This window comes from Ignavibacteriota bacterium (assembly GCA_016713565.1).
GTDB lineage: Bacteria > Bacteroidota > Ignavibacteria > Ignavibacteriales > Melioribacteraceae.
Genome location: JADJOX010000008.1, coordinates 163,079 through 177,033, shown reverse-complemented (window position 1 = coordinate 177,033; position 13,955 = coordinate 163,079). Strand labels below are relative to the sequence as shown.

15 protein-coding genes are annotated in these 13,955 nt (G+C 30.1%); 9 read left to right on the top strand and 6 right to left on the bottom strand.

The genetic code is table 11. The features are described from left to right. Positions 1-64: 64 nt before the first annotated feature. From IPK06_15400 to IPK06_15390, 3 genes are read left to right on the top strand one after another with little or no spacing between them, the layout of a single operon-like run. Entirely contained in the window at positions 65-1,186 is a 1,122-nt protein-coding gene (locus IPK06_15400) for a glycosyltransferase family 4 protein (protein MBK7981360.1), read from the top strand. A gap of 57 nt (positions 1,187-1,243) precedes the next feature. Beyond that, positions 1,244-1,462, top strand: a complete 219-nt coding sequence (locus IPK06_15395; GenBank protein MBK7981359.1) for a hypothetical protein — start codon at positions 1,244-1,246, stop codon at positions 1,460-1,462. A 17-nt stretch (positions 1,463-1,479) separates the two neighbouring features. Continuing rightward, complete coding sequence (locus tag IPK06_15390) at positions 1,480-4,371, top strand: DUF2723 domain-containing protein (GenBank protein ID MBK7981358.1); 2,892 nt, start codon at positions 1,480-1,482, stop codon at positions 4,369-4,371. 57 nt (positions 4,372-4,428) lie between these two features. Here the strand turns inward: IPK06_15390 and IPK06_15385 are convergent, their stop codons facing one another. The 3 genes from IPK06_15385 to IPK06_15375 are packed head-to-tail and all read right to left on the bottom strand — an operon-like array spanning position 4,429 to position 5,816. After that, positions 4,429-4,845: an acyl-CoA thioesterase gene (locus tag IPK06_15385; GenBank protein ID MBK7981357.1), complete on the bottom strand. Its 417-nt coding sequence runs from the start codon at positions 4,843-4,845 to the stop codon at positions 4,429-4,431. A gap of 8 nt (positions 4,846-4,853) precedes the next feature. After that, positions 4,854-5,387: an LOG family protein gene (locus tag IPK06_15380; GenBank protein MBK7981356.1), complete on the bottom strand. Its 534-nt coding sequence runs from the start codon at positions 5,385-5,387 to the stop codon at positions 4,854-4,856. Between the two features lie 9 nt (positions 5,388-5,396). Next, complete coding sequence (locus IPK06_15375; protein ID MBK7981355.1) at positions 5,397-5,816, bottom strand: YjbQ family protein; 420 nt, start codon at positions 5,814-5,816, stop codon at positions 5,397-5,399. A 133-nt stretch (positions 5,817-5,949) separates the two neighbouring features. Between IPK06_15375 and rocD the strand changes: the two genes are divergently transcribed. Further along, the gene (gene rocD, locus IPK06_15370) at positions 5,950-7,158 is read left to right on the top strand and encodes an ornithine--oxo-acid transaminase (GenBank protein MBK7981354.1); all 1,209 of its coding nucleotides are present in this window, start codon (positions 5,950-5,952) and stop codon (positions 7,156-7,158) included. Between the two features lie 113 nt (positions 7,159-7,271). On the opposite strand, the gene IPK06_15365 is transcribed toward rocD, so the two are convergent. Further along, positions 7,272-9,497, bottom strand: coding sequence for a response regulator (locus IPK06_15365; protein MBK7981353.1), 2,226 nt, complete (start codon positions 9,495-9,497; stop codon positions 7,272-7,274). A gap of 117 nt (positions 9,498-9,614) precedes the next feature. Between IPK06_15365 and IPK06_15360 the strand changes: the two genes are divergently transcribed. From IPK06_15360 to IPK06_15350, 3 genes are read left to right on the top strand one after another with little or no spacing between them, the layout of a single operon-like run. After that, a complete protein-coding gene (locus IPK06_15360) occupies positions 9,615-10,172 on the top strand; it encodes a phosphatase PAP2 family protein (protein MBK7981352.1) in 558 nt (185 codons plus the stop codon). Next, complete coding sequence (locus IPK06_15355) at positions 10,169-10,942, top strand: AMP nucleosidase (GenBank protein ID MBK7981351.1); 774 nt, start codon at positions 10,169-10,171, stop codon at positions 10,940-10,942. Before IPK06_15360 ends, IPK06_15355 begins: the two co-directional genes overlap by 4 nt. A gap of 51 nt (positions 10,943-10,993) precedes the next feature. Further along, positions 10,994-11,419, top strand: coding sequence for a hypothetical protein (locus IPK06_15350; protein MBK7981350.1), 426 nt, complete (start codon positions 10,994-10,996; stop codon positions 11,417-11,419). A gap of 2 nt (positions 11,420-11,421) precedes the next feature. On the opposite strand, the gene IPK06_15345 is transcribed toward IPK06_15350, so the two are convergent. Next, positions 11,422-12,048 carry a hypothetical protein gene (locus IPK06_15345; protein MBK7981349.1) on the bottom strand — a complete coding sequence of 209 codons (627 nt, stop codon included), beginning with the start codon at positions 12,046-12,048 and terminating at the stop codon, positions 11,422-11,424. A 126-nt stretch (positions 12,049-12,174) separates the two neighbouring features. On the opposite strand from IPK06_15345, the gene IPK06_15340 reads away from it, so the two are divergent. After that, a complete protein-coding gene (locus tag IPK06_15340; GenBank protein ID MBK7981348.1) occupies positions 12,175-12,372 on the top strand; it encodes a DUF2892 domain-containing protein in 198 nt (65 codons plus the stop codon). Between the two features lie 101 nt (positions 12,373-12,473). Here IPK06_15340 and IPK06_15335 read toward each other — a convergent pair whose 3' ends face one another. Further along, positions 12,474-13,070, bottom strand: coding sequence for a TetR/AcrR family transcriptional regulator (locus IPK06_15335; GenBank protein MBK7981347.1), 597 nt, complete (start codon positions 13,068-13,070; stop codon positions 12,474-12,476). A 240-nt stretch (positions 13,071-13,310) separates the two neighbouring features. Between IPK06_15335 and IPK06_15330 the strand changes: the two genes are divergently transcribed. Further along, positions 13,311-13,955: an outer membrane lipoprotein-sorting protein gene (locus tag IPK06_15330; protein ID MBK7981346.1), complete on the top strand. Its 645-nt coding sequence runs from the start codon at positions 13,311-13,313 to the stop codon at positions 13,953-13,955.

Below are 13,955 nucleotides of genomic sequence, written 5' to 3'. Positions count from 1 at the left end.
TTTTAGTTTTTTAATTATTTCTAAATAATCTAAATAATAAAATCTCCTAATTCAATAATTTATCTTGAATATTTTAGCAATTAATTGGCGCTGTATTAAAAATCCGGAAATGGGCGGTGCGGAAATTCATTTTCATGAAATTTTTAAAAGAATTGCCGCAAAAGGTCATAAAGTAACTTTAGTTGCCCATCATTTTGATAATGCGCCGCGCAGAGAAATTATAGACGGAATTGAAGTTTTACGATTTGGAAATAAGTTTTTATTCAATAGGCAGTTTAAGCAATTCTATAAAAAAAAATTAGAACAAAAAAATTATGATTTAATAGTTGATGATATTTCAAAAATTCCGTTAAATACCCCAAATTATATTAGAAAACCAATTGTCGGAATTTTACATCACATTCACGGAAATTCACTTTACAAAGAAATTCCTTTTCCGCTTGCATATTATATAATTAACAAAGAGCGGCAAATTCCTCAAAATTATAAAAACACGCCGATTTTCACCGTTTCTGAAAGTACAAAAAACGAGCTTATAGAATTAGGATTTAATAAAGATTTAACTTCAATTTTACACAATTCTATAAATCATAAATTGTTTGAAAAAATTGAAATTAAAAAAAGTGAAACGCCGGTTATAACCTACGTTGGAAGAATTAAAAAATATAAAAATATCCAATATATTATTGAAGCTATGCCGATGTTAATAAAGGATTTTCCAAATTTAAAATTATTTATTGGCGGCAAAGGCGATGCCGAGGAAAATTTAAAACATTTAACTTCGCAGAAAAAATTGCAAAATAATATTGAGTTTTTGGGATTTTTGACAGAAGAAGAAAAAGCTCAGTTATTGGGCAAATCATGGCTTTTTATAACAATGGCAGAAAAAGAAGGCTGGGGAATTACGGTAATTGAAGCAAACGCCATGAAAACACCCGCAATTGGATCTAATGTTGAAGGTTTGCGCGATTCAATCAAAAACAACGAAACGGGAATTTTGGTAAAACTCGGTGACATTAAAAATTTGGCTGAGAAAATATCCGAATTATTAAAGAATAAAAATGAACTTAACAGAATTTCGGAAAACGCTTATAAATGGTCTCAAAAATTCAATTGGGATAATTCGGTAGACCATTTTCTGGAAAAATCAATTTCATGGTATCCTGAGCTAAAGTCAAAAATTTAATCAGATAAGAGACATTTTATTTATATCTTTTGGAATTGCAAAATTTAGAATTTTAAAATGCGTAATTCAGACCAAAAAAAATATATTGAAACTCTTTTACGGTATGAAAAGAAATTTAACCAAGACGAATTGAAAGATTTTAAAATGTTTGTAAAAAGAAATAAAGATGATGAAGATTTGGATAATATTTCTTTCCAAAAGTTGAAAAACCTTTATACAAAATATTATGTAAATAGAGAAAAAATAGATATAAACGATTTTTTTAAAAAGAATTAAAATTTACTGAGGATTGAATGACTAAAAAAATGCTTCACAAAATTATTGGCGGATTTGTGTTTTTTATTACCGCCTTGGTTTATTTTTTAACAGTACAGCCATCGGTTTCATTTTGGGATTGCGGAGAATTTGTCGCATCATCAAATTTACTGCAAGTACCACATCCTCCGGGAACGCCATTTTTCTTAATTCTTGGAAGATTTTTTTCAATGATCCCTTTTGCGGAAAATTTAGCTTTTCGCGTAAATACAATTTCGGTTTTATCAAGCGCATTTACAATTCTTTTTCTTTATTTAACCGCCGTAAAAGTAATTGAGTATTATAAAAAGAATGAAAGCGAAAATTTATTCGATTCTCTTATAACATATGTCGCAGCTGCTATCGGCGCTTTATCTTTAGCATTCAGCGATACTTTCTGGTTTAATTCAATGGAAGCAGAAGTTTACGCTTTGGCTACTTTTTTTATAGCATTTGTTACTTGGTTAATGGTAGTATGGAATGAAAAAGCCGATGAAGAAGATAATGAAAAGTATTTGTTAATGATCGCGTATTTAGTTGGTTTATCTACAGGCGTTCATCTTATGGCGGTTTTGGCTTTAGTTCCAATTGTTCTCGTTATTTATACAAGAAAATATTTAAAGGACGAAAATCATTTTAAGCAAACCGCATATATTTTTCTTGGTCATTCAGTTGTAATATTGATTGTAGCAGCGGCTTTATGGGCTTCTGCTCCAAAAAATCCGCCTTCATTAGAAGAGAATGCCGCATTTGATTCAAAATTTTTAATGTTTTCAGTTATCACAAGTATAATTGTCATGGGTATATTTTATAAGAAAATATTCCATAGAGATTCTTTTTATCTGCCTATTGTAATCGGTGGAATTGCTTTATTCGCAACATATCCCGGAATCGTAAAACATGTTCCAAATTTGATTTCAAAATTAGGCGGAAATGATTTAACACTCGACATAATAATTATTTTATTACTCGCAGCCGCAATTGGATTTTTAGTTTATTGGTCGGGAAAAGAAAACAAGCAGACACTACATTTAGTTTCAAAAAGTTTGATGTTCGCATTAATAGGATTTTCATCATATGCAATGATAATCATTCGCTCTAACCAAGATACTCCTATAAACTTAAACAGTCCAAAAACATTTCCTGAATTGGTTAGTTATTTAAATAGAGAGCAATACGGCGATCAGCCGATTTTCAAAAGAAGATTTACAAGAGAACCTCATCAGCAGGAAGTTTATACAAATTACTCAAGTGATTTAGACTTTTTCTGGAATTATCAAATGAATCACATGTTCAACAGATATTTATTGTGGAATTATGTCGGACGCGTTTCAACCGAAGAAGATGCCGGAGTGAATTTATCTCAGCTTTGGGCAATTCCTTTTATTTTAGGACTTTTCGGAGTTTTTTATCATTATAAACGTGATTGGAAAATGGCGTCTGTTTTTCTCATCATGTTTATTTTCTTGGGTTATTTGACCGCGTTTTACCAAAATCAGCAGCAGCCTCAGCCAAGGGAAAGAGATTATTTTTATGTTGGTGCATTTTTAGTTTTTTCACTGTGGATAGCCATCGGCATTAGAGGAATTTTTGATCTGCTGCAGGAATCATTAGCAAATTCAACAATTAAAAAACCTTTGTTCACTGCAATTGCACTTCTTATGATGATTTTAGTACCCGCAAATATGCTTGCTACAAATTATTTTCATAATGATAGATCAAGAAATTTTGTGCCGTGGGATTATTCTTATAATATTTTACAAAGTGCTGCGCCAAATGCAATTATTTTTACTAACGGCGATAATGATACTTTCCCACTTTGGTATTTGCAAGATGTTGAAGGCGTTAGACGCGATGTAAGAATCGCAAATCTAAGTTTACTTAATACACCTTGGTATATTTTCCAACTCCGTGATACAGAGCCTCACGGTACGCCCAAAATCAAAATGAATTTAACTGATGCGCAAATTAATTCTATTGCGCCTGCGCAATGGAAAACAAGAACAATTACGGTTCCAATTTCACCAAAGGTATACAAAGATCTTGGAATTACGGATACAGCAATAACAAATAAAGGCGTGATATCATGGAACATGGAACCTTCTGTAAATTTCGGCAGCGTTCAAGCTGTTAGAGCACAAGATATTGTTGCTATGGATATTGTTAGAGCAAATATTAATGATAGACCGATATATTTTGCGGTCACTACTCCGGATAACAGTAAAATAGGATTGAACAACTATCTTGAAATGGAAGGTTTAGCATATAGAGTTATGCCTTATAATCACAAAGATTTCTTTTCAGCAATAAATTCTAAAATTTTATGGCAGCAACTAATGGTTGAACCTGTTGGATTTGATAAAAATTATAAACCGGGATTTAAGTTTAGAGGATTGAACGACAGTACAATTTTTATGGATGATAATCACCAAAGGTTAACTCTAAATTACCGCCACGCATATTTACAATTAGCAAATTATTATCTTGAGAAAAAAGAAAATGATAAAGTCATACAAGTATTAGATAAACTTGAAGAAAAAATTCCAAGAAAATTAATTCCGTTTGATTACAGATTTCAATACAATTTCGCTAACTTCTATTTATTGGCGGGAAGAAAAGATGAATTTGCAAAACAAGCAAAGGAAATTGAAGCAAAAGCCTTAGCAGATCTTGAGCAAAACGGATATATCCCAACAGGAGAATATAATCCTTACGTTATTTTAAAATCAATTTATGATAATTTAGGCGAGTATAATAAATTTTTAGATTTATTATATAAACTTAAAAACGCCATTCCAAATGATCCGTCTATCGATAGATTAATTGATCAATACAAGAAGTTGGCAAATCAAAACGAATCTAGTTTGGCGATTCCGCCGCAGAATAAATAATTTGATTAATTTTTAATGCCAATCCAAGATTCTTATTAAATAAGAATCTTGGATATTTTAATTATTTGGAATTAAAACTTTTTGAAATGATCTTCTCTGATCTTCTGTTAATCGGTGAGGTTTTTTTGTAGTAAGATTTATAAAAAGTCCCAATTGATTTCCAATTGCTGCTAATTCATTCTTACCATTAAAAAAATTAAAACTAATAACAGCCGAAGCGTTTTTTAATTCAGATACCCAAACTTCAATTTTAATTTTATCAGCTAAGTAAAGCGATTTTTTGTATTTAATTTCTGTTTCAGATAAAACCGGCGCAATATTTTCAGTTTCCATTTTTTCAAATGTCAAACCAATATATTCAAGTAATTTGGTTCTGCCGATTTCCATCCATTCGATATAAACAATATTGCTTAAATGCCCTACGTAATCTATTTGATAAGTATATATTTCCTGCTCAAACACAATTTTATTCATAATAAACTCTAATTTTTATTCAAATGAAAAATAATAAATTCAACTGCCTCTTCAACCGAATTGTAATGTTTAACTATTCCCGGTAATTTATTTTCGTAAACCAATCTTTCGTCAATTACGTCAATTATTTTTTTCCACATTTCTCCCAAACACACGACTGGTCTTTGCTCAATTATTTTTTTATTTACTAATTCCCAAACGACTGAAAGCTCCAGCAATGTTCCGGTTCCTCCAGGAAGAATTATAAATCCGTCTCCGTAATTAATAAGATTATCAATTCTTTCAAACAGCGTATCGCACTTTATTTCTGTCGTTAAATGTTCAGACGTAACAGAATTAAATAAATCTACTGTAACTCCAATTGCGTATTTACCTTCTTCCTTTGCGCCTTTAGATACCGCGTCCATTATACCCTGCGAGCCGCCAGTACAAACATTCAAACCATTTTTAGCTAAAAGTTTTCCGATGTTATAAGCGATTTCATATTCATTACTTCCGGGGAGAGGAATTGCGCTGCCGAAGACTGTAATAGTTTTTTCCATAAAAAGAAATTATTTCCCCATAATTTGAGTAATCACCTTTCTTGATCTGCTTCTATTATCAAAATCTATTAAAACTATTTGCTGCCAAACACCTAACAATAATTTTCCGTCAATAAAAGGAATTAAAAATGAAGCTCCCTGCAAAGAAGCTCTAACGTGTGAATGACCGTTTCCATCATGCCAAGCTTCATCATGATAATAATTTTTAACCGAAGGAATTATTCTTTCCATAAATTCGGGATAATCTTTAAGCAATCCTGGTTCAAATTCCATAGTTGTAATTCCGGCTGTAGCTCCGGCAACAAATACTAAAACATTGCCTTCCGAAAGCTTGCTTTCGGTCAAAATTTCTTGAACATTGGCGGTTATATCTAAAATTTGATTAAAACCCTTGGTTGAAATCAAAAAGGACTTTGTTAATATTTCCATAAATAAATTGATTTGTTACACTAAATATAATAGTGTAAAAATAATAAATGAATATGAAAATGAATATTTTCAATAAATTCTCGCATAAATTTAATATTTTTAAAAACTCATTTTAAACTTTGGAGATCTTTTTATGTTTTCTAATGATTTTATGGAGCTTGAAGATAAATTTGGCGCACATAATTATCATCCGCTTCCTGTAGTTTTGGCTAAAGGAGAAGGCGTATTTTTATGGGATGTAGAAGGAAAAAAATATTTCGACTTTTTATCTGCATATTCTGCCGTTAATCAAGGTCACTGTCACCCCAAAATTATTAATACTCTAATTGAACAGGCAAAAACGCTGACTTTAACTTCAAGGGCATTTTACAACAATGCGCTTGGACCATACGAAAAATATATAACCGAATATTTTGGATTTGATAAAGTTCTTCCCATGAATTCCGGCGCGGAAGCTGATGAAACGGCGCTAAAAATTTGCCGAAGATGGGCGTATGATAAAAAAGGAATACCTGAAAATGAAGCTAAAATTATTGTATGCGAAGGAAATTTTCATGGAAGAACGATTACTGTAATTTCAATGTCAACCGATCCTGATTCATACAAAGGATTTGGACCTTATACACCCGGATTTATTAAAATACCATATAATGATTTATCCGCATTGGAAAAAGCATTAGATGATAAAAATGTCGCCGGATTTTTAGTTGAACCAATTCAAGGCGAAGCCGGAGTTTTTGTTCCCGACGAAGGTTATTTGACGAAAGCTTACGAAATGTGTAAATCAAAAAATGTACTTTTTATTGCCGATGAAGTACAGACAGGAATTGCAAGAACCGGAAAACTTTTAGCTTGTGATCATGAAAACGTTAAACCGGATATTTTAATTTTAGGAAAAGCTCTATCAGGCGGAGTAATGCCGGTTTCCGCGGTTTTGGCAAATGATGAAATTATGCTGGTTATAAAACCGGGAGAACACGGGTCAACATTTGGCGGAAATCCGCTAGCTTGTAAAGTTGCCGTTACTGCTTTGGAAGTTGTAAAAGATGAAAAATTGGCGGAAAGAGCTGAAAAGCTGGGCAAAATTTTCCGTGAAGAAATATTGAAAGTAAAATCGGATATGATTGAATTGGTACGCGGAAAAGGTTTGTTAAATGCGATAATTATTAAACCTAAAAATGGCAAAGAAGCTTGGGATGTATGTGTTAAAATGAAAGAAAACGGTCTTCTTGCCAAACCGACACATCAGCATATAATTAGATTTGCTCCTCCTTTGGTAATAACAGAAGAACAAATTTTAGAATCAGTTGAAATTATTAAAAAGTCTTTAGAAGAAATTTAATTTTATTTGAATATAATTTAACATGCTGAGTTTATTTCAGCATGTATTTTTATTAAAAATTTTATTATAAGATAATACAAATCGAATTATTTAGAAAAGTCTAAACTTTATTTTTATTTTACAGCAGATTTATTAAGCCATTGGTCAATTGTCATTTTAAGAAATGTAATATTAATTGGTTTTGAAATGTAATCATTCATACCGGCTAACAGGCATTTTTCTCTATCCTTCATACTTGAATGCGCGGTTACGGCAACGATTGGAATCTTACTTACCGGTTCAGAAAGTGACCTGATTTTTTTAGTCGTTTCCAAACCATTCAAATCTTTCAGTTCAATATCCATTAAAACTAAATTATAGTTTGCCGATTTAACTTTTTCAATTGCTTCTAAACCATTATCAACACAATCAACATAATAACCTGCATCTTCTAATAACTTTTTCTCTACTTTTCTGCTAATTGGATTATCCTCAACAAGCAAAAGTATTGGTTTATTGCCTATAAACTTATTAAAATTATTTTCATTTCTGCTAACATCATTCGCATTTTTATTTATATTCAAATCTTTCAAATACAGGCCGAATCCGAATTTGCTTCCTTTTCCAATTTCGGATTTTGCGTATAGTTTGCCTTCCATCAATTTTAGTAATTCTTTACAAATAATAATATTAAGTACATTGGTAGTGATTTTTGATTTAAATATTCCGTTGGTTAAATCGACATTCATCAATTCGTCTAATTTGTTTTTTTCCATTCCATTGCTTGTATCTTCAACAGTTGTAATTAATTCAAATTTTTTATCTGTACTTATACGTGAACTTACCAAAATTTTAATATTTCCACCTTCGGATGAACTAATGGCATTTGTTACAAGGTTCATCAGAACCTGATTATACTTTATTGGATCTAAAGTAATTCTTTCAGAAATGTTCTCACTTATGTTATATGTTAAAGATAAATTCTTTTCTTTTAAATAGGGGCCAAAGTTTGTTATTACTTTTTCAATTTCTTTTTTAATGTCGAATTCGGATTCAATGATATCAATTTCATCATTTTCAATTTTAGAAAGTTCTACAACATTATTTAACATATTCATCAATGATTGTGCTGATAATTTTGCACTTCTTGAAAATTCTTTCAATTCGTTTTCCGATTCAAAAAGTCCGTTTTCAATTAAAGTTAAAAATCCCAAAACGGAGTTCATCGGAGTTCTTAGTTCATGTCCCAATTTTGCAACAAGATTTGACTTCTTGTTTTTTTCCGATGATAAATTTGGAATTACTTTTGAATTAGCATTTTTTAAATCTTTTATTGATTCTTTAAGTATTTCTCTTTCCTTAGTAATTTGTACTGTTACATTCTTAATTGTGCCTTCAAAAAATTGATTGTCTTTTGAGCTTGAATCAAGTTTGCAGTCCATCAAATAAATTTCTTCATTTCCGTCTTTGCCGGTATTCGTCAATCTGTAATTTTCTATTCTGCCTTTACCTTCAAGCTTTTTAAGGATATGAGATTTAATCTTTTCATTATTAATAAAATTTTCAAAAAAATTGTAGGACTTAAAATCCGGCTCCTGCAGATTTCCAATTATTTCATTAAATGCTTGATTTGCATATTTAATTGTTCCGTCCAAATTCAATTGAAATAGAGGAACTAACGATCTTTGAAAATAACTGCTATATTCATTTTCAGATTCATTAGTATTATTATTCTCCGCAGTTGAAATGATTTGAGGTAATTTAACTTTGTTATTTGATGTATTTTTGAGTGAATTTGATAAAATAGAAACTCCAAGTAATGCTGCTACACCACTTCCAAAAACCCACGAATTAATATCATTTAATAAAAAAATGTTAGATAATATTGCCGCGGTTAAAAATGAAGCGATAAAATAAAAAGCAACTAAGATCTGATTTCGAATTTTCCAAATTGTAAAATGGGACATAACCAAAATTAAAAGTAAAGCGCCCATTAAATTGTATGAGAAGTTTTGCGGAACTTTATATGCAAAAAAACTTATTGAAATTATCATTGAAACAAGATAAAAATGCAATAATCCTACTTGATGTTTTTTACCTAACTTTGAGTTTATAGCAATTAAGGTTATAAAAGAAAAAACAGTCGGAAATAATCTTGCTAAGTATAATTCATATGAAAATTGGAAATATAATTTGATCTCTAAAATTAATGAAACCACACCAAGGAGTGCCGTAATTGTCGCGGAATATTGAATAGGTTTATAAACTACAGAATTTATTTTGGAAGAGCTGAGATTTGATTTATTCAACTCTTTATTTTCATCAGCATCAAATTGAATAATTTTTAGGGCTTGGCTCATCTTAATAAAAAATAATTAATGGAAATATTTACAAATACTATCGCTAAACATTTTACTATATTAAGAGATATAAAATTTAACTTTGATTTAAATCACAAATATAGTTTTATAAAGAACATGATAGATTTTCTTTACTCAATAGATGTTGCGATTTTTAATTTTATAAATCATACAATTTCTAATCCTATTTTCGATAAATTTTTTCCATTTATTACCCAAGTTAAAAATTGGATAATAACTTATGTTATTTTGTGGTTTGTACTTTTTTTAAAAGGCGGGAAAAAAGGTAAAATAGCCGCATTTACTGTAATATTTTTGATTATAGTTTCTGATCAAATATCCAGCAATTTATTAAAAAATTTTTTTGAAAGAGTAAGACCTTGTAATACTTTAGATAATGTAAATCTGCTTGTTGGGAAATTGAAATCTTTTTCATTTCCATCTTCTCATGCTGTAAATAATTTTGCGGTAGCAACATTTTTCTATAAATTATACCCAAGATATAAATGGATATTATTTACAATTGCGTCTTTAATGGCAATTTCAAGACCTTATGTCGGGGTTCATTATCCATCAGATATTTTTGCGGGCGCAATTATCGGCATCATAATTGGATGGTTATTTTCATTATTAGTGAAATTTATCGAAAAAAAATTATTAAAAATTAAATCATGAAAACAAAATTAGAAATTGCAAAAAATTGGCTGCCTCGTTACACTGGAACAAAATTAGAAGATTTTGGCGATTATTTTCTACTGACAAATTTTAATAATTATGTTTTAAAATTTGCCGAGCAATTTAATTGCGACATAAACGGAGAAGGCAGAGCAATGCCGTGCGCAATAAATTCTGCCGGATTATCCATAATAAATTTTGGCATGGGTTCGGCTAATGCGGCTACAATAATGGATCTTTTAATTGCAAAAGCTCCAAAAGGAATTTTATTTTTGGGAAAATGCGGCGGATTAAAAAAATCTACAGAGCTTGGACATTTTATTTTGCCGACAGCGGCAATTAGAGGAGACGGAACAAGTAACGAGTATATGCCTCCGGAAGTTCCGGCTTTACCATCTTTTAAACTTCACAAATTTGTTTCTGATAAAATTGTTGAAAGAAATTTGGAATATAGAACCGGCGTTGTCTATACATCCAACAGAAGAGTTTGGGAATGGGATAACGATTTCAAAGAATATTTAAGAAAAATTGGAACAATTGGAATTGACATGGAAACCGCTACAATTTTTGTGGCAGGTTATACAAACCAAATTGCAAGAGGCGCGCTTCTTTTAGTCTCTGATTTGCCAATGATTCCTGAAGGAGTAAAAACCGAGGAATCTGATTTATTGGTTACAAAGAATTTTGTGGATCTTCATCTTCAGATCGGGATTGAGGCAATGACCGATCTTGAAGCAAAAGGTGAAACAATAAAGCACTTTACATATTAGAAACTTTTGAAATATTTTAATTGTAAAATTAGAATAAAATTAGGAGATGCCGTGAAAAGTTATTTTACAATAATATTAATTGCTGTTATATTTTTAATAAATTTAGGGAATTCAGTTTACGCACAAGTTTCAGAAGCTGATGCAAAGACAGTACTTAATTCTATTTTTGACGCAAGTTCAAAAGAAGATTACAACAAAGCCTCTAGTTTACTTATGTTTGAAAAAGTTCTGGATAAGCGAGCTTATAACAATTCGGACGCGGCAGAACAAAAATCCGTAAAAAGAATTTGTAAAAAAATTAAAGCATATATTGACTTGAGTGATTCTTATGAAGTAAGCGGAAGTAAATCAGTTAACATGCAAGGATTGAATGGAACTGTTTTGGATGTTGTTTTTAAAAGCGGCGACCAAAAATTAAATATTGCGTTCACATTTTTAAACGTATCGGGAAAAATACTTCTATCTGATTTTAAATAAAATTATTTGGCGTATTTACTCAAATAATCTATTCCTTTTTGTGCTATTTCCCATTTTTTGTGTGATGATTCATGCACCAATAAACCTTCATCAACCATAGTTGCGGTTTCAAAATACATATTTGTTAGCCATCTTTCTTTATCATAACCTTCCGGTATTTCAAAATCAGCTTTTGTCAATTTTGTTTTCAAATCTTTTTTCACAAATTCGATTACGTCGTTTTCTTCAGAACTTCCGCCTAAAAAGATAAGCGACTTAAGTATTGGAATTCTAAAGTTATTTTGTGATGTAACATCATTATTCTGCTTGGAATTTTCTTCGTTATCAATAACTTCTTCAAAATCTTCTTCAGAACCGTCATTATAAATTTCTTCGGTTTCTTCTTGAACATGTTTTTTATTTTCATTTTTTACTTCAGGTTGTATTTCAATATCGTAAAATGACTGACGGGCAATTTTCAATTTTTCATAAAAATTTTGATAAGGAATTATTTTTGAAAGAAGCTTTTGAGCTTCTGTTATACTTCCATTTAAAATTTCTTCTGAACTTTTTAATTTTAAATCGGTTATAAAATTATCAACATTTTCAAACAGAATATTAAAATTTTTCTTTATTTCACTGTGATTCATTTACTCCTCAAATCGAATTTTATACACTAATTGTATTTGTATAATCGAATAAAAAATGTTAGAATTAATATAAGTATTAGTTAACAATTGTTTTCTATAAAAATATTAATTAAAAAGAGGTAAAGTATGAATAAAAATGTCGGCGGTATGGATAAAAACATTCGCTTAGTTGCAGGAATAATTTTGCTTGTTGTTGGATTATTTACATCCTTGTGGTGGTTAGATTTAATAGGTGTAATTTTAGTCGGCACAGCTTTAATGAATTTTTGTCCGTTTTATATACCATTAAAAATTGATACAAATAAAAAAAGTGCAAGCAAATAAAATCAAAATTAAATTTGATTTAACTTTAATAAGTTAAAAGTTATTAAAAAGGGAGATTAATGTTCTCCCTTTTTGTTAAGTATAATTATTCCAACTTTAATTTATTTTCTTTTTTCAAGTTCTTCTTTACTATATTTTCTTAAAATAAATTTTTCCATTTTATCAATTGGATATATATCATCCATGAAAATATAGTGCATTTGCATCCCATCCATTATTGCTCCAAATTGATAAGCCTCACTTATTGGATCTTTAACTCCGGCAGCTTTGAATATTTCTGCAAATTCCATAAAAAAATTCTGAAATAATTTAGGTGAAAACACTTGTTCAAAAGCTACTGGCACAGGTTGCAGCATAAATCCTAAATATAATTTCCAAATATCTTTATTTTTTTTGGTATAATTAATTGTCTCGGTTAAAATTGATTGAAGTTTTTCTGATGGGTCTGAAATTGTTTTTATCGGTTCAAAAAATTGCATAAATTCACTTAACAATTTTTTATAAATTGATTCGGCAATTGCTGCTTTGCTTTCAAAATAATTATAAATCAATCCTTTTGAAATATTCGCATCTTCTGCAATATCGCTAATAGAAGTTCCATTAAAACCTTTTTCCGCAAAAAGTTTAAGAGAGGAATTTAAAATCTGAGTCTTTGTTTTTTCTCTAATTTCGTGAAATTGTTCTTCAGTTCTTGGCATTTTTAATTGAACAAATGTTTAATCATAAATGTAATTTAATGCTTATTATTTGTCAAGTAAGGAGAAAATTAAATTTATTGACATGAAAATAATTTTTTATTATGTTTTGACTGAACGTTTAGTCAATTAAAGGTTTATAAATTGAAAACTATAAAAATTATCTCACTTTTACTACTATTCACTTCTCTACAATATTCGCAAAATGCAAAAGAGATTATTCAAAAGGCAAATGATTTGACCATGGGAAAAACTTCAGAAGGTGAAAACACAATGATTTTAGTGCGCCCTGATTGGAAACGTGAAGTTTCAATGAAAATTTGGTCAAGAGGAGTTGATTTTTATATGATTTTAATTACTGCACCGGCAAGAGAAAAAGGTCAAGTTTTTATGAAAAGAAATAACGAGATGTGGAATTGGGTTCCAACCATAAATAAAATGATCAAAATTCCGCCTTCAATGATGTCGCAATCTTGGATGGGATCTGATTTTACAAATGATGATTTATTGAAACAATTTTCTATCGTTGATGATTACAATCATTCAATAATTGGATCTGACTCCGTTGAAGGATTTGATTGTTACAAAATTAAACTACAACCCAAACCGGAAGCCGCGGTGGTTTGGGGAAAAATAATAATGTGGATATCAAAGAAAGATTATTATGAATTAAAAGCAGAATACTATGATGAGTTCGGCGAACTGGTTAACAAACAATTCGGTTCTGAGATAAAAGATTTCGGCGATAGGAAACTTCCTTCAAAATTTGTTATGATCCCAACCGACAATGAAGGAAATCAAACAATATTGCAAACAGACAAAATGAATTTTAATATAGATATTCCTGAAAGTTTTTTCTCCCAGCAAAATATGAAAAAGGTTAGATAA

Excerpts from the sequence above, each read along its gene's own strand:
- IPK06_15395 (MBK7981359.1), top strand. The coding sequence starts at position 1,244 with ATGCGTAATTCAGACCAAAAAAAATATATTGAAACTCTTTTACGGTAT.
- IPK06_15390 (MBK7981358.1), top strand. The coding sequence starts at position 1,480 with ATGACTAAAAAAATGCTTCACAAAATTATTGGCGGATTTGTGTTTTTT.
- IPK06_15385 (MBK7981357.1), bottom strand. The coding sequence starts at position 4,845 with ATGAATAAAATTGTGTTTGAGCAGGAAATATATACTTATCAAATAGAT.
- IPK06_15380 (MBK7981356.1), bottom strand. The coding sequence starts at position 5,387 with ATGGAAAAAACTATTACAGTCTTCGGCAGCGCAATTCCTCTCCCCGGA.
- IPK06_15375 (MBK7981355.1), bottom strand. The coding sequence starts at position 5,816 with ATGGAAATATTAACAAAGTCCTTTTTGATTTCAACCAAGGGTTTTAAT.
- rocD (MBK7981354.1), top strand. The coding sequence starts at position 5,950 with ATGTTTTCTAATGATTTTATGGAGCTTGAAGATAAATTTGGCGCACAT.
- IPK06_15365 (MBK7981353.1), bottom strand. The coding sequence starts at position 9,497 with ATGAGCCAAGCCCTAAAAATTATTCAATTTGATGCTGATGAAAATAAA.
- IPK06_15360 (MBK7981352.1), top strand. The coding sequence starts at position 9,615 with ATGATAGATTTTCTTTACTCAATAGATGTTGCGATTTTTAATTTTATA.
- IPK06_15355 (MBK7981351.1), top strand. The coding sequence starts at position 10,169 with ATGAAAACAAAATTAGAAATTGCAAAAAATTGGCTGCCTCGTTACACT.
- IPK06_15345 (MBK7981349.1), bottom strand. The coding sequence starts at position 12,048 with ATGAATCACAGTGAAATAAAGAAAAATTTTAATATTCTGTTTGAAAAT.
- IPK06_15340 (MBK7981348.1), top strand. The coding sequence starts at position 12,175 with ATGAATAAAAATGTCGGCGGTATGGATAAAAACATTCGCTTAGTTGCA.
- IPK06_15335 (MBK7981347.1), bottom strand. The coding sequence starts at position 13,070 with ATGCCAAGAACTGAAGAACAATTTCACGAAATTAGAGAAAAAACAAAG.
- IPK06_15330 (MBK7981346.1), top strand. The coding sequence starts at position 13,311 with ATGGGAAAAACTTCAGAAGGTGAAAACACAATGATTTTAGTGCGCCCT.